This window comes from Ruegeria sp. AP11 (assembly GCF_056535865.1).
Genome location: NZ_JBQFJB010000002.1, coordinates 786,897 through 811,803 on the forward strand (window position 1 = coordinate 786,897; position 24,907 = coordinate 811,803).

At 60.2% G+C, this 24,907-nt stretch carries 24 protein-coding genes and 2 pseudogenes; 18 read left to right on the plus strand and 8 right to left on the minus strand.

Going from position 1 to position 24,907, the window contains the following annotated elements; all coding sequences use genetic code 11:
• The first annotated feature begins 72 nt into the window (after positions 1–72).
• From ACR3E4_RS21415 to ACR3E4_RS21500, 18 genes and pseudogenes are all read left to right on the plus strand, one after another.
• Positions 73–1,616: pseudogene (locus ACR3E4_RS21415) on the plus strand (trimethylamine methyltransferase family protein).
• Complete coding sequence (locus ACR3E4_RS21420; RefSeq protein WP_480535998.1) at positions 1,613–2,902, plus strand: aspartate aminotransferase family protein; 1,290 nt, start codon at positions 1,613–1,615, stop codon at positions 2,900–2,902. Before ACR3E4_RS21415 ends, ACR3E4_RS21420 begins: the two are co-directional and overlap by 4 nt.
• On the plus strand, positions 2,899–5,298 hold the full coding sequence (locus ACR3E4_RS21425; protein WP_480535997.1) for a GcvT family protein: 2,400 nt from the start codon (positions 2,899–2,901) through the stop codon (positions 5,296–5,298). Before ACR3E4_RS21420 ends, ACR3E4_RS21425 begins: the two co-directional genes overlap by 4 nt.
• A complete protein-coding gene (locus ACR3E4_RS21430) occupies positions 5,298–5,951 on the plus strand; it encodes an NAD(P)/FAD-dependent oxidoreductase (RefSeq protein WP_480567241.1) in 654 nt (217 codons plus the stop codon). Before ACR3E4_RS21425 ends, ACR3E4_RS21430 begins: the two co-directional genes overlap by 1 nt.
• A gap of 11 nt (positions 5,952–5,962) precedes the next feature.
• On the plus strand, positions 5,963–7,708 hold the full coding sequence (locus ACR3E4_RS21435; protein ID WP_480567243.1) for a glycine cleavage T C-terminal barrel domain-containing protein: 1,746 nt from the start codon (positions 5,963–5,965) through the stop codon (positions 7,706–7,708).
• Between the two features lie 4 nt (positions 7,709–7,712).
• Positions 7,713–9,386 carry a thiamine pyrophosphate-binding protein gene (locus ACR3E4_RS21440; RefSeq protein WP_480535994.1) on the plus strand — a complete coding sequence of 558 codons (1,674 nt, stop codon included), beginning with the start codon at positions 7,713–7,715 and terminating at the stop codon, positions 9,384–9,386.
• 91 nt (positions 9,387–9,477) lie between these two features.
• Complete coding sequence (gene tcuA, locus ACR3E4_RS21445; RefSeq protein ID WP_480567275.1) at positions 9,478–10,863, plus strand: FAD-dependent tricarballylate dehydrogenase TcuA; 1,386 nt, start codon at positions 9,478–9,480, stop codon at positions 10,861–10,863.
• A gap of 202 nt (positions 10,864–11,065) precedes the next feature.
• Complete coding sequence (locus tag ACR3E4_RS21450; RefSeq protein ID WP_480535991.1) at positions 11,066–11,902, plus strand: transporter substrate-binding domain-containing protein; 837 nt, start codon at positions 11,066–11,068, stop codon at positions 11,900–11,902.
• Between the two features lie 52 nt (positions 11,903–11,954).
• Entirely contained in the window at positions 11,955–12,926 is a 972-nt protein-coding gene (locus ACR3E4_RS21455) for an amino acid ABC transporter permease (RefSeq protein WP_480535989.1), read from the plus strand.
• Positions 12,927–12,938: 12 nt separating this feature from the next.
• A pseudogene (locus ACR3E4_RS21460) lies at positions 12,939–13,677 on the plus strand (amino acid ABC transporter ATP-binding protein).
• Between the two features lie 4 nt (positions 13,678–13,681).
• On the plus strand, positions 13,682–14,527 hold the full coding sequence (gene dapF / locus ACR3E4_RS21465) for a diaminopimelate epimerase (RefSeq protein WP_480535986.1): 846 nt from the start codon (positions 13,682–13,684) through the stop codon (positions 14,525–14,527).
• Between the two features lie 65 nt (positions 14,528–14,592).
• A complete protein-coding gene (locus ACR3E4_RS21470) occupies positions 14,593–16,233 on the plus strand; it encodes a thiamine pyrophosphate-dependent enzyme (RefSeq protein ID WP_480535984.1) in 1,641 nt (546 codons plus the stop codon).
• Positions 16,233–16,574: an aminotransferase class I/II-fold pyridoxal phosphate-dependent enzyme gene (locus ACR3E4_RS21475; RefSeq protein WP_480567245.1), complete on the plus strand. Its 342-nt coding sequence runs from the start codon at positions 16,233–16,235 to the stop codon at positions 16,572–16,574. The genes ACR3E4_RS21470 and ACR3E4_RS21475 overlap by 1 nt, the downstream gene beginning before the upstream one ends.
• Positions 16,480–17,421: an aminotransferase class I/II-fold pyridoxal phosphate-dependent enzyme gene (locus ACR3E4_RS21480; RefSeq protein ID WP_480567247.1), complete on the plus strand. Its 942-nt coding sequence runs from the start codon at positions 16,480–16,482 to the stop codon at positions 17,419–17,421. The genes ACR3E4_RS21475 and ACR3E4_RS21480 overlap by 95 nt, the downstream gene beginning before the upstream one ends.
• Positions 17,421–17,999 (plus strand): MmgE/PrpD family protein, encoded by a 579-nt coding sequence (locus ACR3E4_RS21485; RefSeq protein ID WP_480567248.1) that lies wholly within the window; start codon positions 17,421–17,423, stop codon positions 17,997–17,999. The genes ACR3E4_RS21480 and ACR3E4_RS21485 overlap by 1 nt, the downstream gene beginning before the upstream one ends.
• Complete coding sequence (locus tag ACR3E4_RS21490; protein ID WP_480567250.1) at positions 17,999–18,763, plus strand: MmgE/PrpD family protein; 765 nt, start codon at positions 17,999–18,001, stop codon at positions 18,761–18,763. Before ACR3E4_RS21485 ends, ACR3E4_RS21490 begins: the two co-directional genes overlap by 1 nt.
• Before the next feature lie 70 nt (positions 18,764–18,833).
• Positions 18,834–19,319, plus strand: coding sequence for a LysR family transcriptional regulator (locus tag ACR3E4_RS21495; protein WP_480567252.1), 486 nt, complete (start codon positions 18,834–18,836; stop codon positions 19,317–19,319).
• On the plus strand, positions 19,273–19,734 hold the full coding sequence (locus ACR3E4_RS21500) for a LysR substrate-binding domain-containing protein (RefSeq protein WP_480567254.1): 462 nt from the start codon (positions 19,273–19,275) through the stop codon (positions 19,732–19,734). The genes ACR3E4_RS21495 and ACR3E4_RS21500 overlap by 47 nt, the downstream gene beginning before the upstream one ends.
• An 87-nt stretch (positions 19,735–19,821) precedes the next feature.
• Here the strand turns inward: ACR3E4_RS21500 and ACR3E4_RS21505 are convergent, their stop codons facing one another.
• The 8 genes from ACR3E4_RS21505 to ACR3E4_RS21540 all read right to left on the minus strand — a co-directional run bounded on the left by ACR3E4_RS21505 (position 19,822) and on the right by ACR3E4_RS21540 (position 24,377).
• Positions 19,822–20,028 carry a hypothetical protein gene (locus tag ACR3E4_RS21505; protein ID WP_480535978.1) on the minus strand — a complete coding sequence of 69 codons (207 nt, stop codon included), beginning with the start codon at positions 20,026–20,028 and terminating at the stop codon, positions 19,822–19,824.
• A gap of 268 nt (positions 20,029–20,296) precedes the next feature.
• Entirely contained in the window at positions 20,297–20,473 is a 177-nt protein-coding gene (locus ACR3E4_RS21510) for a hypothetical protein (RefSeq protein ID WP_480535976.1), read from the minus strand.
• 51 nt (positions 20,474–20,524) lie between these two features.
• Positions 20,525–21,469 carry a substrate-binding domain-containing protein gene (locus tag ACR3E4_RS21515; RefSeq protein ID WP_480535974.1) on the minus strand — a complete coding sequence of 315 codons (945 nt, stop codon included), beginning with the start codon at positions 21,467–21,469 and terminating at the stop codon, positions 20,525–20,527.
• A 48-nt stretch (positions 21,470–21,517) separates the two neighbouring features.
• Positions 21,518–22,525: an ABC transporter permease gene (locus ACR3E4_RS21520; protein ID WP_480535973.1), complete on the minus strand. Its 1,008-nt coding sequence runs from the start codon at positions 22,523–22,525 to the stop codon at positions 21,518–21,520.
• Complete coding sequence (locus tag ACR3E4_RS21525; protein WP_480567256.1) at positions 22,522–22,761, minus strand: hypothetical protein; 240 nt, start codon at positions 22,759–22,761, stop codon at positions 22,522–22,524. Before ACR3E4_RS21525 ends, ACR3E4_RS21520 begins: the two co-directional genes overlap by 4 nt.
• Positions 22,736–23,779 (minus strand): sugar ABC transporter ATP-binding protein, encoded by a 1,044-nt coding sequence (locus ACR3E4_RS21530; protein ID WP_480567257.1) that lies wholly within the window; start codon positions 23,777–23,779, stop codon positions 22,736–22,738. Before ACR3E4_RS21530 ends, ACR3E4_RS21525 begins: the two co-directional genes overlap by 26 nt.
• Positions 23,780–23,784: 5 nt before the next feature.
• Positions 23,785–24,030, minus strand: coding sequence for an ATP-binding cassette domain-containing protein (locus ACR3E4_RS21535; protein WP_480567259.1), 246 nt, complete (start codon positions 24,028–24,030; stop codon positions 23,785–23,787).
• A 59-nt stretch (positions 24,031–24,089) separates the two neighbouring features.
• Positions 24,090–24,377 (minus strand): hypothetical protein, encoded by a 288-nt coding sequence (locus ACR3E4_RS21540; protein WP_480535970.1) that lies wholly within the window; start codon positions 24,375–24,377, stop codon positions 24,090–24,092.
• Positions 24,378–24,907 lie beyond the last annotated feature (530 nt).

Genomic DNA, 24,907 nt, shown 5'->3' on the forward strand with positions numbered 1-24,907 from the left:
GAGAAAGTTGCTTTTGTAAATGGCAAAGCTCTCTGGAAAACTACAATAACGCATAGCAAAACTCATGAGTTGATGGTCCATTCCAGCCGGCGCCGCGGTCGCAAAGACCGATTGAAAGACACCGCTCAGGACGATGCTGCCCCGCCGGTCTGGCCGGGCGTGGTTGCCGGGCGGTTCAAGCCGCTTGCTCTGGATGAGGTACAGCGGGTCGAGGCTTCTGCATTCTCCCTGCTGGCGGCGCTTGGCCTAAGTCAGGCCACCCCTTCGATGATCGACAAGGTGATCGCGGCGGGTGGCGCGCTGACCGATGACGGGCGGCTGCTGTTTCCCGAAGCGCTGGTCCGCTGGGCGATTGATGGGGCGCAACGCGGTTTTACTCTGTGCGGGCAGCGGCCCGAAAACGACCTGAAGATCGAAGGCGCGCGCGTGCATATGTCGACCGGCGGGGCGGCTCCGGGGTGTTCGATCTTGATACGCATGATTATCGCGATTCCACCCTGCAGGACCTTTATGACGCGGCGCGCATCGTGGATCGGATGGACAATATCCACCATTTCAGCCGGTCGGTGGTGGCGCGCGATATCGAAGATACCGCCACAATGGACCTCAACACCGCTTATGCCTGTCTGACCGGCACGTCCAAACATGTGTCGATTTCGATCACCGAACCGCAGAACGTCGCCCTGATTGCCCAGCTTTGTTATCGCATCGCAGGCGGTGAGGCTGCGTTTCGCGCCCGACCCTTTCTGACGGTCATGGTCTGCCACGTGGTGCCGCCGATGCGCTTTGCCGAAGAGGCCTGCGAAGTGCTGGAACTGGCGATCGGGGCGGGTTTTCCGGTTCAGTTGATCAGCGCCGGTCAGGCCGGGGCGACCAGCCCTGCGACAATTGCGGGCTCGCTGGTGCAGGCGGTGGCCGAAACGCTGGCCGGACTGGTCTTTGCGCGGCTGGTCGATCCCGAAGCACGGGCGATCTTTGCGCCCAAACCGCTGGTGGCCGATCTGCGCACCGGTTCCATGAGCGGCGGCGGCGGCGAACAGGCCATTCTGATGGCGGGCGCCGCGCAGATGGGGCGGCATTGGGATTTGCCCACCAGCTCGATTGCCGGGATCACCGATGCCAAGCGGCTGGATGCGCAATACGGAGCCGAGAAATCGCTGGCCGTGACTATGGCCGCCCATGCCGGGTCGAATATTGTGACGCAAGCGGCGGGCATGATGTCCAGCCTTCTGGGCGTCAGCCATGCTGCCTATGTCAGCGACAATGACCTGTTGGGCAACATTCTGCGCACCATTCGCGGCATCGAGGCGACGCCCGAGAACATCGCCGCCGATATCATCGCGGATGTGTGTCGGGGTGAGGGGCACTATCTGGGTGAGTTGCACACGTTCAGCCGGATGAAATCCGACTATTTCTACCCCGATATCGGTGATCGCCGCGCCCCCCGCGACTGGGAAGAACAAGGTGGGCAGCGGATCGGCGATGTGGCGCGCGAACGGGCGCGCGACATTCTGCAAAGCCACTTCCCCGCGCATATCCCCGATACCATCGACCGCGACCTGCGGGACCACTTCGACATTCGCCTCACACGGGCCCAGATCGGACGACCGGAATGAGACAGTCTGACCTCAATACACGCGCCCGGGCCGTTCTGCCCGGCGGCGTCAGTCACGAACTGCGCTATCGCGACCCGCATCCCGTCTTCATCAACCGCGCGCGAGGGGCCGAGAAATGGGATATCGAGGGGCGGCGGTACATCGATTTCAAGATGGGTAGCGCCAGCCAGATGCTGGGCCATGGCCATCCCGCCATTGTCGAGGCGATCCGAAAACAGGCCGGGCAGGCGATTTTCAGCGCCGATTGTCACGAGGCTGAGATCCAGTGGGCCGAATGGGTCAATCATCTTTATCCCTGCGCCGAGCGCACGCGGTTTACCGCTTCGGGCAGCGAGTCGACCATGTTGGCCTTGCGTCTGGGCCGCGCGCAATCCGGCAAGGACCATGTATTGCGTGTGGACGGGCATTATCACGGCTGGCACGACCATGCGCTGAAAGGGGCCAAACCCGGAACCGATCAAGTCGCGTCGCTGGGCGTCCCGGAGGCGGTGAGTGACCTGATCCATGTCTGCGCGGCGGACCCTGATGCCATGGAATACGCCCTGCAGGATGACCGCATCGGCACAGTCATCATCGAGGCGTCCGGGGCTAATTACGGCTCGGTGACGTTGCCGACAGGGACATTGCAGGCGCTGCACGACGTGGCGCGGGCGGCGGGTGTGGTGCTGATCTTCGATGAGATCATTACCGGGTTCCGCTGGTCACCCGGTGGACGGCAGGCCCGCGATGGTATCGTGCCCGACCTGACCACTCTGGCCAAGATCGTCACCGGCGGTCTGCCCGGCGGCGCGGTCTGTGGCCGGGCCGAGATCATGGAGTTGATGAACAATACAACCGCTCGCGACGGCATTGCGCCAGCGGTCAGCCACAAAGGCACGTTCAATGCCTCGCCTCTGGTCGCGGCGGCGGCCTGCGCCGCGATGCCCGTGCTCGCCAGTGGTGAGGCGCAGACTCAAGCCGATGCAATGGCCGCGCGGATGCGCGACGGCATGAACGCCGCGCTGACCGATCTGGGCGTGCCGGGGCTGGCCTATGGCGAAAGCTCGGTCTTTCATCTGTATCTTGGCGCCAACGGTCTTGATGGCCTTGGCCCCGCGCAGATACGCGGGCTGCCCAAAGCCACGGTCAAAGCTTATCGCGACGGGATGCTGGCGCGCGGGGTGGATATGATGTCCTACACCTCGGGCGTTACATCGGCGGCGCATGAACCAGAACTGATCGACGAAGCGTTGGAAGCGTTTCGCGCGACCCTGTCCGAAATGATCAGTGACAGGGTGCTGCCATGACCCTGCCCTCGCACGCCCGCACGGTCATCATCGGCGGTGGCGTCATCGGCTGTTCCATCGCCTATCATCTGGCGCGTGAGGGGCGGCGGGACATCGTGGTTCTGGAACGCTCGAAATTGACCAGCGGCACCACATGGCACGCCGCCGGGCTGGTGCGCCGCCTGCGACCCTCGGCAACACTGACCAAGCTGATAAACTACTCCATTGATCTCTATGGCGAGTTGGAGCGTGAAACCGGGCAGGCCACCGGCTGGACCCAGACCGGTTCGCTGACACTGGCGACCAACCCCGACCGGCTGACCAATATCAAGCGGCAGGTGTCGCTGGGCCGTGCTTTCGGACTGGAGGCCGAGGTGGTCGATGCCGCCCGCGCGCAGGAGCTGTGGCCACTGATCACGGTGGACGATGTGATCGGTGCGGTCTGGTCGCCTGCGGATGGCCGGGTCAACCCGTCGGACGTGGCGCTGGCCCTGTCCAAGGGCGCAAGAGCGCGCGGGGTCCAGATTTTCGAAGACACCCGCGTTACCGGGCTGCAAAAGAAAGACGGGCGCATTTCCGGGGTTGAGATCGGCAATCATGTGATCGAGGCCGAAGAAGTGGTGATCGCCGCCGGTCTCTGGTCGCGCGAAGTGGCCGAGATGGCCGGGGCGCATATGCCGCTTTATGCCTGCGAACATTTCTACATCCTGACCAAACCGCTGGCCGAGGTGCAGGCGCTTGGCAAGGGCGCTCATCTGCCCACGCTGAACGACCAAGACGCCTATCTCTATGCCCGCGACGATGTCGAGGGGCTGTTGGTCGGCTCGTTCGAACCTCATGCCAAGGGGATTTCGACCCGCGATCTGCCCGCCGATTTCTCATTCGATCTGTTGGATGAAGATTGGGATCACTTCATGCCGATGATGGAAAACGCCCTGCGCCGCATTCCGGCGCTGGAAACCGCCGAGGTGCGGATGCTGCTGAACGGGCCGGAAAGCTTCACGCTCGACAGCCAGTTCATGCTGGGCGAAAGCCCCGAGGTGCCGGGCCTGTTTCTCATGGGCGGCATGAACTCGACCGGTATCGCGTTGGCGGGCGGCGCGGGCAAGGCGATGGCCGAATGGATCATCGCCGGGGAACCGACGATGGAGCTGAACGAGGCCGATATCCGCCGTTTCAGCCCGGAAATGAACGTGATGGGCGCGCTTGAGGCGCGCATCCCCGAAGTGCTGGGCCGCCATTACGACAATCCCTATCCGGGCCGGTCGATGGAGACGGCGCGCGGCCAACGCCGCTCTCCCATCCATGCGGGGCTGGTGGCCGCCGGGGCGCGGTTCGAGGCGCGCGGCGGCTGGGAACGCGCGGTGCATTTCGGAGGGGGCGCCGCGCATCTGCCGCTGACCTTCGGCATCCCCGCATGGCGTGAACAGGTGGCGCAAGAGGTTCAGGCCTGCCGCACCAGCGCCGCCATTCTGGACCAGTCCGCCTTTGGCAAGATCATGGTGCAGGGGCCGGATGCCACGGCCTTTCTCAACCGACTCTGTGCGGCGCAGATGGATATTCCCGTCGGACGCATCGCCTATACGCAAATCCTCAATACGCGAGGTGGCGTGGAAAGCGACCTGACCGTGCAGCGTCATGGGCCGCAGACCTACCTATTGATCGTTGGTGTCGGTGAGGTTGTGCGCGACATGCAGCGGATGCGCGAAACGAAAGGTACCTTCCGCGTCGAATTCACCGATGTGACCAGCGGCTACGCCATTCTGGGGCTGGCAGGGGCCAAAGCGCGCGACGTATTGCAGGCCACCACGAACGTGCCCGTTCCCGATCTGAAACGCTTTCATTTCGCCCCGGTCGAGATCGGTTTGGCGCGTGGCTGGGCCGGGCGGCTGAGTTTCACCGGCGAAGAAGGTTATGAGCTGTATATCCCCGCCGACATGGCGATGACCGCGCATGAGGCGTTGGTCGCTGCGGGTGCGCGCCATGCGGGGCTTTATGCCAACGGCAGCCTGCGCATCGAAAGCGGGTTCCGCGCCTTTGGTCACGAACTGACCCCGGGGACCACGCCGCAAGAGGCCGGGCTGGATGGCTTTTGCGCCTTTGGCACCGGTTTTGTCGGCGAAGAGGCATTGCAAAAAGCGGGCCGCGCGACGCGCCGCATCGTCTCGCTTTTGTTCGATGATCCGAACGCGATCCCGATCCATGACGAACCGGTCTATTATGATGGAAAGGTCGTCGGCCAGATCACCTCGGCTGCGTGGAGCTATCGCTTCGGGCGATCGCTTGCCCTTGCGATGGTCAGCGCTCCGCTTGGGCAATTGGCCAAACAAACAGTTCTGCCCGGTTTCGAAGTTGAAATCGCCTGCGCCCGCTTCGCCACCCGCGCCTCTCTCAAACCCGCGAAGGAGGCGTTCTGATGTCGGACATCCCCCGCACCACCCGCGTCGCCATCATCGGCGGCGGCATCATGGGCGTGGCGACGCAGTTTCAACTGGCCGAAAACGGCTGGACCGACACCATCCTGTTCGAAAAGGCCGAACTGACCAGCGGATCGACCTGGCACGCGGCGGGGCAGATTGCCCATGCGGTGGGCAGCCGGATCGCGGGCTGGATCAACAAAACCTCGATCGAGACCTACAAACGCGTTGAGGCGGAAACCGGTCAAAGCATCGGCTGGCACGAGGTCGGCGGGTTCCGCATTGCCACCACCGACGATGAGGTCGACTGGATGAAGTCGATCATGGGTGTGGGCAAACTGCTGGACCTGCCGATGGATCTGGTGGGGCCCGAGGAGGTTGCTCGCTTAAATCCGTTCTACAGAACCGACGATATCAAGGCGGCGGTGCGCACCTATCAGGACGGGCACATCGATCCCTCGGGCGTCACCATGGCGCTGGCGGCGGCGACCCGTGCGCGCGGGGCCAGAAATGAGCGGCGCAATCAGGTGTTGGGGGCCAGCCGCAAGGGCGATTTGTGGCTGCTGACGACCGAAAAAGGCGATGTGCTGGCCGAACACGTGGTGATCGCCGCCGGGTCCTACGCCAATCAGGTGGGGAATGGTTCGGGCTGAAAATCCCCTCGGTGTCGTGCCTGCACCATTATCTAGTCACCGATACTGTGCCCGAGTTCGAAGGCCGCCCGGAACTGCCGGTGATGCGCGACAATGCCTATGGCGGCTATATCCGGCAGGAACAAAAATCCGGCCTGATTGGCATCTACGAAGGCCATGTCTGCCCCACCGTCTGGGAGATGCCGCAAGGTGCGCCCTGGGCTGCGGAAAATGAGCTGTTCGAGGCCGATTATGACTCGATCGGCGATTTCCTGATGGTGGCCTTTGCCAAAATGCCGGTGCTGGCCGATCTGGGCATCAAGCGTGTGGTGCGCGGGGCGATCACGCATACGCCGGATGGCGGTATGCTGGTCGGGCCATCCGGCGCGCCCAATGTCTGGCTGTCCTGCGGCTCGTCCATCGGTCTCGCTTGGGGTGGCGGGGCTGGCAAGGTGCTGGCCGACTGGATGGTGCATGGCGCGGCCGAAATCAACACGCGCGGGTTCGATCCCCGCCGGTATGGCGATTTCACCACCGATCATTTCATTGTCGAGCGCACCAAGGATGAATTCATGCGCCGCCACGACACGCCCTGCCCCGGCAAACAGTTCGAAAGCCTGCGCCCGCTGAAACGGCATCCGCTCTATGATCGGCTGGCCGCCAAAGGCGCGGTGTTTGGCGAGGTCGCCGGGTGGGAGCGCCCGCGCTATTTCGGCAAAGTGGGCGAGGTTGAGCGGATAGGCTGGGGTCATCAGAACTGGCACGCCAACGCCACGGTCGAGGCCAAGGCCACGCGCACCGCGGCGGGGGTGATCGACCTGTGCGCCTTTGCCCAGTTCGAGATCACCGGCAGAGATGCGGCGGCGCTGCTGGACCGCCTGTCGGCCGACCGCATCCCAAGCAAAGACGGGCGGATCAACCTGAACCACCTGCTGACCGCACAGGGCCGGTTCGAGACCGAGATCACCATCTGGCACATCGCCGAAGATCATTATTTCACCGGCTCGGCGATTGCCCGCGCCGATCCGGATTTCGACTGGATCAGATCCCATATCCGCCCCGGTGAACACGTGCGGATGATCAACCGTAGCGCCGATTGGGGGATGCTGGCGCTGTCCGGCCCTGCCTCGCGTCGTATCTTGTCGCAGCTAACCGATGCGGACCTGTCCAACGCCGCGTTCCCGTGGCTTTCGGGGCAACGGATCATCGTCGCGGGCGTGCCCTGCTATGCCCTGCGTGTGTCTTTCGTGGGCGAGTTGGGGTGGGAACTGCACGCCCCGCTGAACCGTATTGCCGAAGTTTACGACGCGCTGTTCGACGCGGGTGCGGCGCACGGGCTGACCGATCTGGGCTCCTACGCCTTCAACGGCATGCGCATGGAAAAGGCCTATCGTGCCAGCGCTGAGCTGACCACCGATGTCGGGCCGCTGGATGTCGGGCTGGACCGTTTCGTCGCAGCCGAGGGTCGGGAGTTTCTGGGCAAACAAGCTCTGCTGTCCCGTGACCCGGAATGGGAACTGTTCTACGCGGAACTCCACGCCGACGACATCGATATTCATGGCGGTGAACCCGTGCTGCTGAATGGCCAGCCTGTCGGGCTGACCACCTCGGGCGGCTATGGCTATACTGTTGGCAAGTCGCTGGGATGGCTGTTCGTGCGGCGCGGCACACCGCCCGAAGGCCTCAGCGTGCAGATCCTGAACCGAGACATTCCCGTCACCGTCCATCACGACGCCATTTATGACCCGCAAAACCTGCGGCCCCGATCCGAGGATTGAGATCATGACCACAATCAACGGCGGCGAGGCCGTCTATCGTGTGCTGAAAGCCAACGGAATCGATACCGTTTTCGGGCTGCTCGGCGGCTCAATGCTAGAGCTCTACGATGCCATGTATCAGGGCGGCGGCATCGCCTATGTCGGGGCCCGCGATGAACGGGCGGCGGGGCATATGGCCGATTCCTGGGCGCGGATGACCGGCAAACCGGGCGTGGTTCTGGGCGCACAGGCCGGGCCGGGTGTGGTCAACATCGTCACCGCCGTGGCCGAGGCGCATCTGGCCTATTCTCCGATGGTGGTGATCGCCGGGGCGATCACCCGCGCCGATCAATGCAAGGATACGTTTCAAGAGGTCGATCAGGTCGCGCTGTTTGCACCGATCAGCAAACGCTCGGTCATGGTGACCGATCCGTCACGACTGGTGCCGATGTTGGAGGATGCAATCCGGCTGGCCAATACGGGCCGTCGCGGTCCAGTGGTGCTGCATGTTCCGCGCGACCTGTTCGCGGCGGACATCCCGACCATCGCGCCTGAACCCGTCAACATTGCCCGTCCGGGACCCGCCGCCCCGAACGATGTCGCCGCGATTGCCGATCTGCTGGGTACAGCCAAACGCCCGGTCCTCTTCGCAGGCGGCGGCCTCAAATGGAGCGCGGGCCGGGATGCGTTGACCGCGCTGGCCGAAAAGCTTGAAGTGCCGGTGGTGGCCTCGACCGGCCATGCCGATGTCATGCGCCACCGGCATCCATGGTTCGCCGGTCAGGCCGGACCGCGTGGCAACCGGGTGGCCAGCCGTCTGACCAAAGAGGCGGATGTGATGGTTGTGCTGGGCGCACGGCTGGGCTTCAACTCAACCTTTCACAGCAATGATTACGTTGGCTCTGATACACGGATCGCCCATGTGGATGTCGAGGGCGCGGCTATCGGGCGCTACTTCCCGGCCAAGATAGCGGCGCAGGGCGATGCGCGGCTGACCGCCGAGGCATTGACCGAAGCGACCCCGAAACCCGACTGCACACCATGGCGCGATGCCTTCCACGCTGATATGGACAGCCTCTGGGCCGAACGTGCGGAAGAAGCCACCATCGGCACCCTGCCCTTGCACCCGCGCCGCGCCCTGGCCGAGATACGCGATGCCCTGCCCAAAAATGCCATCGTCACGCTGGATACCGGCAACACCTGCCTTCAGGCCGCCGACCGGCTGGCGCATTACGCGCCGATGTCGCTGATCACACCGCTCGATTTTGGGCTGGTCGGCTTTGGCCTGTCCGCCGCAATCGGGGCCAAGGCCGCCGCGCCCGAACGCCCGGTTGTGGCGGTGATGGGCGATGGGGCCGTAGGATACACGATGATCGAGATTCAGACCGCCGTTTCGCACAATCTGCCCATCACCATTGTCGTGCTGGATAACGAGGCCTGGGGGGCCGAGAAAGCCTATCAGCAGGAATTTTACGGCGGACGCCTGCTGGGGGCTGAAATCACGTCGCCGCGCTTTGACAAATTTGCCGAACTTTGCGGCGGCACAGGCATCTGGGTCGACGGACGCGGCGGCATGGGTCCCGCCTTGCGGCAGGCGATTGCGTCCGGACAAACCACCGTCATTCAGGCGAAAATCGATCCCGGCGCGCTGATGACGCTGCGCAAGGATCTGTTCAAGGCACCGCAGGAGGGGAAATAGGCATGGCCACCTGGGACACGATCATCATCGGCGCCGGAAACGCCGCCTTCTGCGCCGCCCATGCCGCGCGGGAAAAGGGGCAAGCGTGCTGATGCTGGAATGCGCGCCTGAGGCGGAGAACGGCGGCAATTCCCGTTTTACCGCCGGTGCCATCCGCTTTGCCTATGACGGGGTCGACGATATCAGGGCGCTTTGCCCTGATTTGTCCGAGGACCAGATCGCCATCACCGATTTCGGCACCTATACCGAAGAGCAGTTCTTTGACGACATGTTCCGCGTCACGCAGTACCGCACCGATCCGGCGCTGTGCGAACGCATCGTGCGCTCTTCGCGCGAAACGATGCACTGGATGCGCGGCAAAGGTATCCGATTCATGCCGATCTATGGCCGTCAGGCATTCAAGGTGGATGGTCGGTTCAAGTTCTGGGGTGGCCTGACGCTTGAAGCCTGGGGCGGTGGCGAAGGTCTGGTGGACGCTCATACCAGCATCGCCCGCAAGAGCGGCATCGAGATCCGGTACCAGACCCGCGCCATCAAACTGCTGACTGACAGTCACGCGGTCACCGGAGTCCGCGTGCGCCACCAAGGTAAGCTTGAGGATATCAGTGCCAGATCTGTGGTCGTGGCCGCCGGCGGCTTTCAGGCCAGTCCGGAAATGCGCACACGTTACCTTGGCCCGGGGTGGGAGATGGCGCGGGTGCGCGGCTCGCGCTTCAACACTGGCGAAGGCCTTAGGATGGCCATGGAGATCGGAGCCTCGACCTATGGCAACTGGTCCGGCTGCCATGCGGTCGGGTGGGATTACAACGCCCCCGAATTCGGCGATCTGGAAGTGGGCGACGGGTTCCAGAAACACTCCTACCCATGGGGCATCATGGTGAACGCGGCGGGTCGTCGGTTCGTGGACGAGGGCGCGGATTTCCGCAATTACACGTACGCCAAATACGGCCGGGTGATCCTGAACCAGCCCGAACAGTTCGCCTGGCAGGTGTTCGATTCCAAGGTCACGCATCTGCTGCGCGACGAATACCGGATCAAACGGGTGACCAAAGTGTCCGCTCCAACCCTTGAGGCGTTGGCCCAAAAGCTGGAAGGCGTTGATCCGCAGGGTTTTCTGGATGAGGTCAAAACTTTTAACGCAGCGGTGGATACGGGCACGGCCTTTAACCCGAACGTCAAAGACGGGCGCAGCACCATAGGTCTGACAGTGCCAAAGTCCAACTGGGCCAACACCATCGATGAAGGCCCGTTCGAGGCCTATCAGGTCGGCTGCGGCATCACATTCACTTTCGGCGGGCTGCGCATCGACCCGGACACGGCGCAGGTGCTGGACAATGATCTTGCCTCGATTCCGGGGCTTTATGCGGCAGGTGAGTTGGTGGGAGGCGTGTTCTTCTTCAACTACCCCGGCGGAACCGGCCTGATCAACGGATGCGTATTCGGACGACTGGCAGGCTCTAACGCGGGCGGCGTGTGATACCGGCGCGGGTCACCTGAAAATCGCTTTATTTAGTAAAATATACCTGTCGCCCGGATAGCGCGCCCAGAGTGCGGCCGGTCGAACAAGTGTGAAACCTCTGATCTGTGAAAAATATTCAAATTGGCAAAAAATAATTCCCTCAGAGGATTTGCGTTCGCAGTGCAGATTTCCCAACGCGTATCCAACTTGGGAGGAATGCATGACACAAACACGACGAATTTTCACCATCGCCACCGCCGTAGCAGCCTTTTGCGCATCCACCGGGATGAGCTTTGCCGGTGACGCTTTGGACCGCATCATGTCGAACAACACGCTCAAAGTCGCGACGGATGCAAACTGGGCCCCGCAAAGCTTTCTGAATGACAACAACGAAATGGATGGCTTTGATGTCGATGTCGCACGCGAGATCGCCAAGCGCTTGGGCGTCGAAGTCGAGTTTGTGACACCCGCCTGGGATATCATCACAGCAGGCAACTGGAACGGGCGCTGGGATGTATCGGTGGGCTCGATGACACCGACAAAAGCGCGGGCCGAAGTGCTGAGCTTTCCGGCCGTCTACTATTATACCCCGGCAGCTGTCGCGGTGCACAATGACAGCTCGGTCACGTCGGTTGACGAGCTCAATGGCAAAGTCATGGGGGCCTGCACCAGTTGCACATTCGAACTGTACCTGCAGCATGATCTGACAATTGATGCCGAAGGTGTCCCAGCTTTTGACTACAAAGTCGAACCGGGCGAAATCCGATCCTACAAGGACTCGACCGCTGTGATGGACGATCTGCGGTTGGGTGATGGCACCCGTCTGGATGGTATGGTCGGTTCCTTGCCAGCCATTCTGGAAGGCATCAAAAACAACTATCCCTTCAAGGTGATCGGTGACCCGGTATTCTATGAGCCGCTGGCCATCGCCATCGATCGTGGCGACCAGGAGCTTAACGACAAGCTCGCCGGTATCGTGGCGGAAATGCGGTCGGATGGCACGCTAACCAAACTCAGCGAGAAGTGGTACGGCGTCGACTATACCTCTACTAAATAACGATAAAACAGGTTGGCCCGCACCCGTGCGGGCCACCTGCAGGAGGCAGGTCATGCTTTACGCTGATACGGTGGTCAACGATCCGCTGGTCCACAAACCCAAAGTAATCGCAATCATGCTGGTGGTCGCAACGGCATTCTTTGCGCTGATCGACACCACGGGATCAATCATCGGCGAGCTTATGCGCCCGGTAATCGGTGAACCCGCCGATTCCGGGTTCTATGGGCGCTTTGCCACCGGACTGGTGCTGGGCATTCTGTTCGTGCTGAACATCGTTCTGATCGGATTTCTCAAGTTCCGGCTTCAGGTCGCCATCGTCTGGCTGCAGTTGCTGGCCCTGTTCCTTGCCTTCTTCTATGGCTTCGATCTGGATTTCGTCTTCATCCGGTCGAAGGTCTGGTTCATGGTCAGCCAGGGCGTCTTCACGACGCTTTATGTCTCGGCCATTTCTATCACCTTGGCGTCTATACTGGCGATCATCGGAGCCGTAGCCAAACTGTCATCAAACGGCTTCGCCTTTGCGATCGCCAGTTTTTACACCTCATTCTTCCGGGGCCTGCCGCTGCTGATGCAGGTCTATCTGATCTATCTGGGCTTGCCCCAGCTGGGTTATGTGATCGACGCCGTGCCCGCAGGTATTCTGGCGCTGACCCTGTGTTATGGCGCTTATATGACAGAGATTTTCCGGGCAGGCATCCAGTCGATCCCGAAAGGCCAGTGGGAAGCCTCGCGCTCGCTGGGGTTCAGGTTCGGCCTGACCATGCGCCGTATCATCCTGCCGCAATCGCTGCCGCTGATCATCCCGCCCACCGGCAATCAGTTCATCGCGATGCTGAAAGACAGCTCTCTGGTGTCGGTCATCGGTGTATGGGAGCTGATGTTCCTGGCCCGCACCTTGGGCACCAAGACCTTCCAGCATATGGAGATGCTGATCACCGCGGCGCTGATCTATTGGATGCTGTCGATGTGCCTTGAGCTGATTCAGGGCCGGATCGAACGTCATTTCCGCACCAAAAGCCATTAAGGAGACCGCGTCATGGCTGAACCGATCATCGAAATGCGCGGCGTCAACAAATGGTATGGCAGTTATCACGCGCTGCGCGATATCAACTTCACCGTCAACAAAGGCGACAAGATCGTTGTCTGCGGGCCCTCCGGGTCAGGCAAATCCACCATGATCCGCACCCTCAACTGGCTTGAAGCGCATCAGGAGGGCGAGATCATTGTCGACGGGCTGCACCTGCACGCCAAAATGAAAGATATCGACAAGGTGCGGATGGAAGTTGGCATGGTCTTCCAGCACTTCAACCTGTTTCCACACCTGACCGTTCTGCAAAACCTGACGGCTGCGCCCATGTGGGTGCGCGGCGTGCCAGGCCGAGGCGCGCGCGACAGCGATGAAATATCTCGAACGGGTGCGCATCCCCGAACAGGCCGACAAATATCCCGGCCAATTGTCGGGTGGCAAACAGCAGCGTGTTGCCATTGCTCGATCCCTATGCATGAACCCCAAGGTGATGCTGTTTGACGAGCCGACATCGGCGCTTGATCCTGAAATGGTGTCCGAGGTTCTGGACACAATGGTCGGTCTGGCCCGCGACGGGATGACGATGGTTTGCGTCACCCATGAGATGGGCTTTGCCAAAGCCGTGGCCGACCGAGTGATTTTCATGGACGAAGGACAAATCATCGAAGAAAACGACCCGGTGAGCTTCTTTGACAATCCGCAAAGCGACCGCACCAAATTGTTCCTGAGCCAAATCCTGCAGCACTAGTTTCATGCCAGACTTCTTAAAGATGCAGGGTCTGCACAATCACTTCGTGATTGTTGACGCCCGAAACGCTCCCTACTGCCCGTCACCAGAGGAAATCATCTGGGTGTGTGACCCAAAGGTTGGTGTTGGCGCGGATGAGTTGGTCGTGCTGGAACCTTCGGACCTGCCCGATGTGCGTGCCAGACTGCGTATTTATAACATTGACGGGACCGAGGTGCAGGCCTGCGGCAACGCAACACGCTGCGTGGCCTGGATGTTGCTGGAAGAGGCTGCGGCGGATGAGATCACCCTGCAAACACAAGTCGGCCCCCTGCGCGCCGAACGCCGTGGCGACCATCTGGTTCAGGTGGAAATGGGCGTGCTGACACAGGACTGGCAAGCCATGCCTTTGTCCGGACAGCAGGATATGATGGCGCTGCCGGTTGGCAATGCGGCGTTGCAAAATCCGATAGGTGTCAGCATCGGCAATCCTCATGCGGTGTATTTCACCAACGATCTGGACAGCGTGGACCTGCCCGCATTGGCCCCGAAAATCATGGCGGATCCGCTTTTTGTCGAAGGCGTCAATGTGGGTGTCGTCCAGATGTTGTCCGCGACCGAGATGCGGCTTTCCGTCTATGAACGCCCGGGTGTTCTGACCACGGCCTGTGGCTCGGGCGCCTGTGCCGCGGTGCAGGCGGCGCGCCTGTCGAGACGGACCGATCAGGCTGAGATGCGGGTGCACATGCCAGCGGGAGAAGTGACCATCCGTATCCGGCCCGATGATGTGGCCGAGATGACCGGCCCGGTCGCACATTGCTTTGCCGGGCATTATCAGTATCCGGGTGAAATCGCTTCAACCCCGGTGTGAGTTTTCAGTTTCCAGCGTCCTTCGCCGGTGGAAAATACGAATACGGAACAAGAGGAGTGATCGGGATGCGGACAGGCGGACAGGTGCTGATCGACATGCTGCGGGTCAACGGGGTCGAGGCCATATTCGGCGTCCCCGGTGAGAGCTATCTGGCGGCGCTGGATGCGTTGCATGATTGCTCGAACACGTTGAAATACTACACCACCCGACAGGAAGGCGGCGCGGCCTTCATGGCGGCGGCCTATTCGGATGCCACAGGCAAACCGGGTGTCTGTTTCGTGACGCGCGGGCCCGGTGTGACCAATGCCTCGATCGGGGTGCATACGGCACAGCAGGGTTCGACCCCGCTGATCCTGCTGATCGGACAGATCCCGCGCGCCCATCGCGACAAAGAGGCGTTTCAGGAGGTCGATTATCGCCGATATCTGGGCCACATGGTCAAATGGGTGGCCGAGATCGACGACCCGGCGCGCATTCCCGAATACCTCAACCGCGCCTTTCGCACCGCCCTGTCGGGACGTCCCGGTCCGGTGGCGTTGGCCTTGCCCGAGGATATGCTGGCCGAGCTGACCGACACACACGATCTGCCTGCCGTCAAACTGACCCCGCCCGCACCAACGCCTGCCGATCTGGAGCAGGTGGCTGAACTGTTGGCTGGGGCCGAACGTCCACTGCTGCTGCTGGGCGGCACCTGCTGGACCGAGGAAGGGCACGCCGCAGCGATCCGTTTTGCCGAGGATCACGGGCTGCCGGTCGCAGTCGGGTTTCGCAGACAGGGGCTGTTCCCGCATGATCACCCGAATTTCATCGGCAATCTGGGCTTTGGCGGCAATCCGATGCCAAATGAATATGCCAAATCCGCCGATCTGGTGATCGCGCTGGGGGCGCGGCTGAATGACGGGACCACGTTGAAATTCAGCTTGCTTCAGGCTCCACAGCCCGCTTGTAAACTGGTCCATATCCTGCCCGGACCCGAAGATCTGGGGCGGCTCTATCAAGCCGATCTGCCCATACTGGCAGACCCGAACGAGGCTGCAAAGTCACTGGCTCTGCTGCCGGTGGCCAAGCGCCATTCGCCCAAAGATGCCCGTGCAGACTATGAAGCGATGCGCGCTTTGCCTGTACAGTCCGGTCCGGTCGATATGGCCGAGGTTATGCGCGTTCTCAACACCACGCTGCCTGCCGGGGCCACCATGACCACGGGCGCAGGCAACGCGGCGGACTGGCCCAATATCCATTTCGACTATCGGCAGTTCCTTGGGGCGCTGGCCCCGATCTCGGGCGCGATGGGTATGGGCGTTCCGGCTGCGGTGGCGGCCAAGGTGGCACGCCCTTATGCCCCCGCCGTCTATATTGCGGGCGATGGCGATTTCCTGATGAACGGGCAGGAGTTGGCCACAGCGGTGCAATACGGGCTCGATCCGATTTTCATCATTATCGACAACGGCATGTACGGCACCATCCGCACCAATCAGGAACGCAAACATCCCGGACGCGTCTCGGGCACCGCGCTGACCAACCCCGATTTCGCGATGGTAGCGCAAGGCTTTGGTGCCCATGGCGAGCGCGTGGAAAACACCGCCGAATTCGCTCCGGCGCTGGAACGTGCGATGGCCTCGGGCAAGGCGGCGGTCATCCATATTCTCGTCGGACCAGGCAGTCTTGGCCCCAACCTGACACTGGCCGATCTGGCAGAGGCGTCCTGATGCTGTCCAACCTCGTGGATGAACTGCCTCCGTCGCCGATCATCGGCGTGTTCAACAAGGCGTTCGAGATGCGGCAGGCGGGCGCGGATCTGATCGACTTTTCCGTGGGCGAACCCGATTTCGACACCCCCGCCCATATCTGCGAGGCTGCCATTGCCGCGATACGCGCGGGCGATACGCGATATACCCCCACCGACGGAACGGGCACAGTCAAGGCAGCGGTGATCGAGAAATTCCGCCGGGACAATGAGTTGGCATTTTCCCCTCGGAATCATCGTCTGTTCCGGGGCCAAGCCTCTGCTGGCCTCGGCGATTCAGGCGGTGCTGAATCCCGGCGATGAGATGATCCTGCCCGTGCCACTGTGGGCGTCGCATCTGGGGATGGTGCAGGCCGTGGGCGGCAGGCCGGTTCTGGTCGACACCGCCGCGACCGCGTTCAGGCTGACGCCCGAGGCGCTGGAGAAAGCCATCACCCCACGCACACGGCTATTGATGCTCTGTTCACCGTCGAACCCAACCGGCGCGGTCTATTCGGCGGCCGAGCTGAAGGCACTGGCAGAGGTGTTGCGGCGGCACTCACAGGTCAACGTGATCTCGGATGATCTGTATGAGCACATCATCTTTGACGGGACTGAATTCGCCACGCTGGCCGCAGTTGTGCCCGATCTGCGTGACCGTATCCTGACTGTGAACGGGGTTTCCAAATCCTATGCCATGACCGGCTGGCGCATCGGCTTTGCTGGCGGGCCGGACTGGTGGACTGGCGGCATTCGCAGCCTGTTCAGCCAGACCAATGGCGGCCCTTGCTCAATCTCTCAGGCCGCAACTGTCGCGGCGCTGACCGGACCGCAGGATTTTCTTGGCGACTGGTGCGCCACCTATCAGCGCCGCCGTGATGTCGCGCTGGCCGGGTTGGCACAGATCGACGGTTTGGAAACCCGGGAACCGGGCGGCGCATTCTATCTGATGCCGGATTGCGGCGCGCTTTTGGGGCGGACCACACCGGACGGGAACAAATTGACCAACTCAACCGATCTGGCCGCTTATCTGATGGATCATGGCGCAGTGGTGGTGCCCGGCCCCGGGTTTTCCTGCGATCCGTTTTTCCGCATGTCGATTGCGACCTCGGAAGGCAATATCATCGAAGGGATAGAGCGCATGAAATCTGCCGTGGAGAAACTGAGCTGATGGCACCGAGATTTGACCAGTTCGCCGCCGATCTGCGCTATGACGACCTGCCCGAGGCCGCGCTGTGGACGCTGCGCCGGTCATTTGTCGACACGATGGGCGTAGCCGCCGTGGGTGCGACAACCGAATTGTCCAAAATTGCGCGCCGCACCGCGCCCTTGATCTTTGGCACAGGTGCTGCGGGCGGCGCGCGGATGCTGATGGACGGGCGCGCGGTCAGCCCCGTGGGCGCGGCCATGGCCGGGGCGTTCACCGTAGACAGCATCGATGCCCATGACGGCACCACCCCCTGCAAGGGGCACGCGGGATCAGCCATCTTTCCGGCGATGATCGCCATGGCACAGGCCAGCGGAGAGAACATCGACGGCAAACGCTTTGCTGAAATCCTCGCCGCCGCCTATGAGATTTCGTACCGTGCGGGGCTGGTGCAGCACGCAACCTGTGCCGATTATCACACTTCGGGCGCGTGGACAGCCGTGGGTGTGGCCGCTGCCGGGGCAAAATTGCTGGGCGGCAGCGCGGAACAGATCGCCACGCGGCGGGCATCGGCGAATATCACGGCCCCCGCAGCCAGATGATGCGCTGCATCGACCATCCGACCATGCTGCGTGATGGCGTGGGCTGGGGCGCGCCCTCGGGTGTGACGGCAGCCTATCTTGCGTCCGAGGGGTTCACCGGCGCGCCGGCTCTGACCTGTGAAGGCGATGAGGGAGCGGAATATTGGGCCGATCTGGGTTCCGGCTGGCGACTGATCGAGCATACGCATTACAAGGCCTATCCGTGCTGTCGCTGGGCGCACCCGTCGCTCGATTCTGTACACGACATGATGCAGCAGCACGGTTTCACCCATGATCAGGTGGACAGCGTGGACATCCGCACCTTCCACTATGCCACCCGTTTGGCCGGGCATGAGCCGCAGAATCTGGATGAGTTCACCTATGCCATCGCCTTCCCCGTGGCAGCGATGATCGTGCGCGGTCAGGTCGGTGTGTCTGAATTGACAGATGACGCGCTATGCGACCCCGATATCCTGCGCATCAGCCGCGCCACCCGGTTGATTGATGATGCGGAAATGACCCGCATCAGCACCGACAAACGCTGGGCACAGGTATCGATAACCCTGAAAGACGGTCGCCGGATCGAGGATGCCCCCCGCACCCCACGCGGAGACGCTGACATGCCGTTGTCCGATGCGCAGATCACCGACAAATTCCACATGCTGGCCGATCCGGTTCTGGGCTCCAAGCGGGCAGAGGACATTCGCCACCTGTCGGAACAATTCGATCACCTGAACGCATCCGAACTTCAGCACCTGTTCGATCTGTGCACGGCAAGTGTCTGACAGGAAAAGGCTGGGACAAACGGGACATTTACCATACTGTCAGCGCGTTGGACTTTCATCGAGTTTTCAGATGTCACGGAAAATCCCACCCTTTGCCGCCATTCGTGCGTTCGAAGCCGTTGTCCGGCTGGGTCGCAATGTTGAAGCCGCGCAAGAGCTCAACGTTACGGGCTCGGCCATCAGTCATCAGATTAAGTCGCTGGAGGCTTTCGTAGGCACAACGCTATTGCAGCGCGGAACCAACCAACTGGTTGAAGCGACGGATGACGGCAAAGCACTCTATGAGCCGCTGCGTCAGGCATTGGACACGCTTGATGCGGCATTTGCCCAGTACACGGACAAGAACAGCGATCAGTCGGTTTCGGTACACATGTATCAATCACTGGCCAATATGTGGCTGATTCCGAAACTGCCGCAATTGCGAGCTGCCCCAAATGTAACGGTCAATGTCGTCACCATGCCCGAAGAGATCACTCTCAGCGGCAGTGATATAGATATGGCCATCGTATATGCTAACAAACCTCCGCAAGAGGCGCTGCATCAAGCTGTTCGATGAGATAATCCAACCGGTCTGCGCGCCGGAATACCTCGCGGCACGCGGATCGGTTCCCCAACCCGAAGAGCTGCTGTCGGAACCTCTGATCCGCAGCCGCCATCATGCAAATGAATGGAACCGATGGTTCTCGGCAGCGGGTCTGAGCGAAACCCCATGGAAACCGATAGCCGACATGGACAATCGTTCGAACGCGTTGCAGGCGGCACAGAGCGGGCTGGGCTGGGCAATGGACCGCCGGCCCTTTGGTGAAGAGGGGCGGCGCAAAGGGCATCTCGTTGCGCCGCTTGATCTGAGCATTCCCACCGGCAATGCCTATTATCTTGTAACCTCGTTTCGCGCGGATGGCTCTCGGGCCGTCAGCCAATTCCGCACATGGTTGCTGCGCATCTGTTCAAGGGAATTTCTGCTTATGTGAAGAATTTGCCGTGGCCGCCCGGGTGTGAACAGGTGGTCTGGAAGCATGAAGCAGAACCCTGCGTTTTCAGTGATGAAGATCTGACCCCTAGCGTTTCCTGCCGGACCTGAACCCCAGCATGGCCCCTGCCAGTGCGACACCTACGGCCAGGATGATCAGCGTCGCCAAGGCGTTCACATCCGGTGACACGGCGATCTTGACCTTCGAGAAGATCAGCATCGGCAGAGTGGTGGCACCAGGCCCCGAAGTGAACGAGGCGATGACAAGATCGTCAAAGGACAGGATGAAAGCCACGATGCCGAGTTTTCAATCTGGTTCGGAATTCGAATGGGCGGCGTATATATCGGACTTTCTTACGAATGGCTGAGAACTGGCGTTCTAACGAAAGAGCGGGTTGATCTTCTGAAACAAGCCCTCCGGATACCCGAATAGCGCAGACAAATCTGTCCCGGATAACGCCCCAAACTGTTTGATCCATCGTAGCTTTAAGCTCAGCGCATGATGTTGTTTCATGGTAAGAACATGACGATCGCTGCGAGAGCACCGGCGAAGAGGCAGGCCTTTAGGCACCTGTTGTATGTGATTGCTCCGACAGCACCATCTTGCCGATGGTCGTTTTCAGCGCGTCCTTCACGTCAACCTCAAGTGGGACGTTGTCGTCCCACGTTTCTGCATCGCTTCTTGCATCACGCCATCCGCCATGGACGTTGGCCGAATGCTTCGAAACTTCTGAATCCATGTCTGGCCCACCCGAAAAGGCGGGCCAGATTGGTCGATATGGGCGCATATCCTAGTCGTACAAAACAGCCGAAATCTTTGGGTCGTCCATATTCGAGGCGTCGTAGTAGTAGAAACCTGTGTCGATCAGTTCCGGAACCTCTTCACCGTTCAGAGCTGCAACCGCAGCCTTCACGGTCTCGTAACCGATACCCACAGGATTCTGCGTGATCGCACCCGCCATAAGACCACTTTTGATCGCGTCTTTCTGAGCCTTGCCGCTGTCATAGCCAATGATGACCAGCCCCTCGGTGCCCAGTTCCTGTACGCCATTTACAACGCCGATGGCTGAGCCCTCGTTTGTTCCGAAGATCCCGTTCAGATCCGGGTTTGCCGTCAGGATCGCTTTGGTGACTTCGGTCGATTTCAGATGGTCACCCTGGCCATATTGAACCGTGACAACCTCGATGTCCGGATACTTTTCGGCCATGCGATTGACGAAGCCATCACGACGGTCGATGCCGGTACGGCTGGTCTGGTCATGTGCCACAACGGCCACTTTGCCCTTCCCGCCCAGTTTTTCGGCCATCTTGTCCGCGGCCAGACCAGCGGCTGCAAGATTGTCGGTGGTAGCAGTGGAAACCGGAATATCACTGTCAACGCCGCTGTCGAATGCAATGATCGGTATGCCCTTCTCATTCGCCTGTTTCAAAAGCGGGATTGCAGCCTGACTGTCCAAAGCGGCAAAACCGATCGCTTTGGGATTATTGGCCAGGGCAGCGGCCAGCATATCGATCTGGCGGTCCACCATTGTTTCATTGTCCGGGCCTTCGAAACTGATCTTGACATCGAACTCATCGGCCGCCTGTTCCGCACCAGATTTCACCGCTTGCCAGAACTGATGCTGGAAGCCCTTGGAAACCATCGGGATATAAACTTCTTCTGCTACCGCCATCGAGGCGGATCCTGTCAGGGTTGCGGCGCTCAGCGCACCCAGAATGAAACGACGTGAAAACATGTTTTCTCCTCCAGTTGGTCGTTTTGGTCTTTGCTCAAATGAACTTGATCAACCTGCCTTCCTACGTCGTGCCATATCGGCGTAGACGGCCAGGATGATAATTGCGCCGGTCACGACGGTCTGCCATTCCTGTGCTACGGACAAAACGCGCAGGCCGTTGGTCAGCACAGCCATGATCAGCGCGCCGATCAGCGTACCAAGGATGGTGCCGCGCCCGCCGGACAAAGACGTTCCGCCGATCACCACCGCAGCGATTGCTTCCAGTTCGTATCCCAGCCCCAGCGCGGGTTGTGCCGAATTCAATCGCGAGGCGATCAGAATACCGGCGACACCGCAGATTGCTCCGGCCAACGCATAGATGCGCATCTTCCACATGTCGGTGTTCACGCCCGACAAACGTACGGCCTCTTCGTTCGAGCCAAGCGCAAAGGTGTAGCGACCCAGAACTGTACGCCCGAGGATGTACGAAGCGGCAATAGCGACCAGAAACAGGATCAGTACACCGTTCGGGATCGGCAATGCGGGGAATATCTCTCCGATCAGTGACCCGCGCGAGATCTGATCGAACCCGGGCGTATCGTTGAAATAGATCGGGCGCGTACCCGAGATGACCAGCGACAGGCCCTTGAGGATCAACATCATGCCAAGCGTGGCGATAAAGGGCGGGATTTTCATCTTGGCAACGAAAGTGCCCGAGCACAGGCCGCAAAACGCACCGGCGGCAATGGCAGCTATCACGCCCAACAGCAGGGGCATCCCCAGATATGTCAGGACCACGCCGGCGATCACGGCACAGAACGTCATCAATGTTCCAACCGACAGATCGATACCGCCGGTAATAATGACCAAAGTCGCGGCCACTGCCAGCACACCATTGACCGATGTCGCCTGAAGAATGGCGATCATATTGGATGTTTGCATGAAATTGGGTGAAGCGATGGAAAACCCGATCAGCAGCACAATCAAACTGGCGAAAGCCAACAGCTTTTGATACGCGCCGCTATCCGCAAGGCCCGAGAGCGGCTTTTTCTTTTCGATATCCGATACTGTTGTCAATGTGCTGCCCCCGTTACCTGCATCGCCGCTGCCCGTTGCGTGGCCAGATGCATTATGTCTTCCTGAGTGGTGTCTTTGCCGCCGGGCAGAATTCCGGTCAGCCTGCCTTCGCACATCACTGCGATGCGATGACTGAGGCGCATGATCTCAGGCAGCTCAGACGAAATTACGATGATCGTCTTTCCCTGCCCTGCAAGCTCTTCCAGCAATTTATAGATCTCGGATTTGGCGCCCACGTCGATACGCGCGGGTGGGTTCGTCAAAAATCAGGATGTCGCAGTCGCGCAAAAGCCATTTGGCAATCACGACCTTTTGCTGGTTGCCGCCCGATAAAAGCCGGACTTCCTGAACGTCCGAAGGTGTTCGGATACCCAGTTGTTTGATGTAGCTTTTAGCAGTCGCGCTGATTTCGCTGTCCTTCAGAACTCCGCCAGAACCGGTGAAGCGATCCATCGATGCCAAGGCGATGTTGTCCCGAACATTCATACCTGTGGCGAGGCCGAAATGCTTACGATCTTCTGAAAGATATCCGATCCCCGCCTTGACCGCATCAGCGGGCGATCTGATCGAGACCGCCTTGCCATGCACCCGAATTTCGCCGCTGTCTCTTGGGTCAGCTCCGAAAATGGCGCGCGCAACCTCGGTTCGTCCTGCACCCATAAGGCCAGCAAATCCGAGAATTTCCCCCTTTTTGACCGAGAAGCTGACATCGTGAATTTCGGTGCTGCGGCTAAGCCCGGTAACCTGCAACGATACCTCTGCGTCGCCCAGGCAAGGCACTTCCAGAGGCTCTTCATTAACCTCTCGGCCAACCATCATCGCGATAATCTGGCTGATAGGTGTTTCGGCAGCGCCGATGGTGCCAACATACTCGCCATCCCGCATCACCGTAACACGATCTGAAATTTGCTTGAGCTCGTCCATCTTGTGGCTGATGTAAACGACGCCAACGTCTTCGGCCTTGAGACGACGGATAATGACAAAAAGTTCGGCAATCTCTGCATCATTCAACGCCGCTGTGGGCTCGTCCATGATCAAAACCTTGGATCGAAACGACAAAGCCTTTGCAATTTCGACCATCTGCTGTTTCGCAATGGTCAGGCTCCCGACCAACGCCCTGGGATCTAGGTTCAGGTTCATCGCCGCAAAAATTCTGGCAGTCTGTGCGTTCAGAGCGGCCTCGTCCAGCCGACCAAAGCTCTTGCGGGGTTCGCGCCCGATAAAAATGTTCTGCGCTACGGTCAGATCATTCATCAGGCTTAACTCCTGATGAATGATGCCGATGCCCAGATCCTGAGCCTCTCTTGGCGTTGTCGGGCTGACCTCCGCCCTTCGATCTTCAGGACCCCACCGTCGCGCTGGTAAATGCCCGACAGGATTTTCATCAACGTACTCTTTCCAGCGCCATTCTCGCCCATAAGTGCGTGAACTTCGCCCGGCTCAAGATCGAACTGCACGGATTTCAATGCGTGTACGCCGGGAAAAAACTTATCAATCCCGGTCATTTCGACCATCTTTGAAATAGTATCTCCCATTTGCCCCTCTCCCCTGGGCCACATGCAGATTACATCACGGCTTCGATCTGCATTGGTGCAAACACTACGCCCCTCAAGGCAAGTTCCTCGTCTTTGGTTTGCTCGATGATCTGATCGTAACGGACGATGGTCTGACCGGCATGGATTTGCGCCAATCCAGACCTGTGAGCGCACGTAACAGGTTCAGACGAAGTTTCCGGAATACGCGCAGGTTGATCATCCGCCTGCCGGCCACGCAGAGCCACGACAATCTTGCCTTGCGGCTCGCGGTGGCGCGCCGCCCCATCCACAACATCTTTGCCGCCTTGTGCTTGCATCACATCACCGCCTGCTTAGCCCATGTTGCTAAGGCGGCGCACCTCTTATGTCAACTAATATGTTAGTATGTTAAATTGTGATTCCTTGCAATCCGCACCCGATGGGTCACCCGCGCGGCTTTGTCAGGTTGAGGGCCGATTACGCTATAGCGCCAGGGCGCTCTGAGTTGGCCCGACCTGTCCCATCTCAAATGACCTCATTTTCCGCGCGCGGTAATTGGCTGTCCCGTCAGGCCCAAACTTACCCAGACCTCACTCAATGCAAAAAAATGGCACAAGATACGGCAGCGGATCTGGCACGGCGACATGAGGTTGCCCAGGGATGGATCGCCTAGCGTGTTGGTGATTTTTGCATAACGCGCTGAAAACACATGATCCGGTTATCAGAAGCTAAACAGGCGCATTTCCGAGATACCGCTGGTTCCTGCTCACTTCCGGTCTGATCTTAAAGTATTTGAAAGCACGCGACATCGCAGAACGAGAGGTAAAGCCAGTCGCGGTAGCAATCTCCGCAAGCGGCATATCAGTGT

Excerpts from the sequence above, each read along its gene's own strand:
- dapF (WP_480535986.1), top strand. The coding sequence starts at position 13,682 with ATGCCAGACTTCTTAAAGATGCAGGGTCTGCACAATCACTTCGTGATT.
- ACR3E4_RS21475 (WP_480567245.1), top strand. The coding sequence starts at position 16,233 with ATGCTGTCCAACCTCGTGGATGAACTGCCTCCGTCGCCGATCATCGGC.
- ACR3E4_RS21470 (WP_480535984.1), top strand. The coding sequence starts at position 14,593 with ATGCGGACAGGCGGACAGGTGCTGATCGACATGCTGCGGGTCAACGGG.
- ACR3E4_RS21495 (WP_480567252.1), top strand. The coding sequence starts at position 18,834 with ATGTCACGGAAAATCCCACCCTTTGCCGCCATTCGTGCGTTCGAAGCC.
- ACR3E4_RS21535 (WP_480567259.1), bottom strand. The coding sequence starts at position 24,030 with ATGACCGGGATTGATAAGTTTTTTCCCGGCGTACACGCATTGAAATCC.
- ACR3E4_RS21485 (WP_480567248.1), top strand. The coding sequence starts at position 17,421 with ATGGCACCGAGATTTGACCAGTTCGCCGCCGATCTGCGCTATGACGAC.
- ACR3E4_RS21540 (WP_480535970.1), bottom strand. The coding sequence starts at position 24,377 with ATGCAAGCACAAGGCGGCAAAGATGTTGTGGATGGGGCGGCGCGCCAC.
- ACR3E4_RS21480 (WP_480567247.1), top strand. The coding sequence starts at position 16,480 with ATGAGTTGGCATTTTCCCCTCGGAATCATCGTCTGTTCCGGGGCCAAG.
- ACR3E4_RS21425 (WP_480535997.1), top strand. The coding sequence starts at position 2,899 with ATGACCCTGCCCTCGCACGCCCGCACGGTCATCATCGGCGGTGGCGTC.
- ACR3E4_RS21440 (WP_480535994.1), top strand. The coding sequence starts at position 7,713 with ATGACCACAATCAACGGCGGCGAGGCCGTCTATCGTGTGCTGAAAGCC.
- ACR3E4_RS21450 (WP_480535991.1), top strand. The coding sequence starts at position 11,066 with ATGACACAAACACGACGAATTTTCACCATCGCCACCGCCGTAGCAGCC.
- ACR3E4_RS21530 (WP_480567257.1), bottom strand. The coding sequence starts at position 23,779 with ATGAATGATCTGACCGTAGCGCAGAACATTTTTATCGGGCGCGAACCC.
- ACR3E4_RS21510 (WP_480535976.1), bottom strand. The coding sequence starts at position 20,473 with ATGGATTCAGAAGTTTCGAAGCATTCGGCCAACGTCCATGGCGGATGG.
- ACR3E4_RS21490 (WP_480567250.1), top strand. The coding sequence starts at position 17,999 with ATGCGCTGCATCGACCATCCGACCATGCTGCGTGATGGCGTGGGCTGG.
- ACR3E4_RS21515 (WP_480535974.1), bottom strand. The coding sequence starts at position 21,469 with ATGTTTTCACGTCGTTTCATTCTGGGTGCGCTGAGCGCCGCAACCCTG.
- ACR3E4_RS21500 (WP_480567254.1), top strand. The coding sequence starts at position 19,273 with ATGCTAACAAACCTCCGCAAGAGGCGCTGCATCAAGCTGTTCGATGAG.
- tcuA (WP_480567275.1), top strand. The coding sequence starts at position 9,478 with ATGCTGGAATGCGCGCCTGAGGCGGAGAACGGCGGCAATTCCCGTTTT.
- ACR3E4_RS21455 (WP_480535989.1), top strand. The coding sequence starts at position 11,955 with ATGCTTTACGCTGATACGGTGGTCAACGATCCGCTGGTCCACAAACCC.
- ACR3E4_RS21430 (WP_480567241.1), top strand. The coding sequence starts at position 5,298 with ATGTCGGACATCCCCCGCACCACCCGCGTCGCCATCATCGGCGGCGGC.
- ACR3E4_RS21420 (WP_480535998.1), top strand. The coding sequence starts at position 1,613 with ATGAGACAGTCTGACCTCAATACACGCGCCCGGGCCGTTCTGCCCGGC.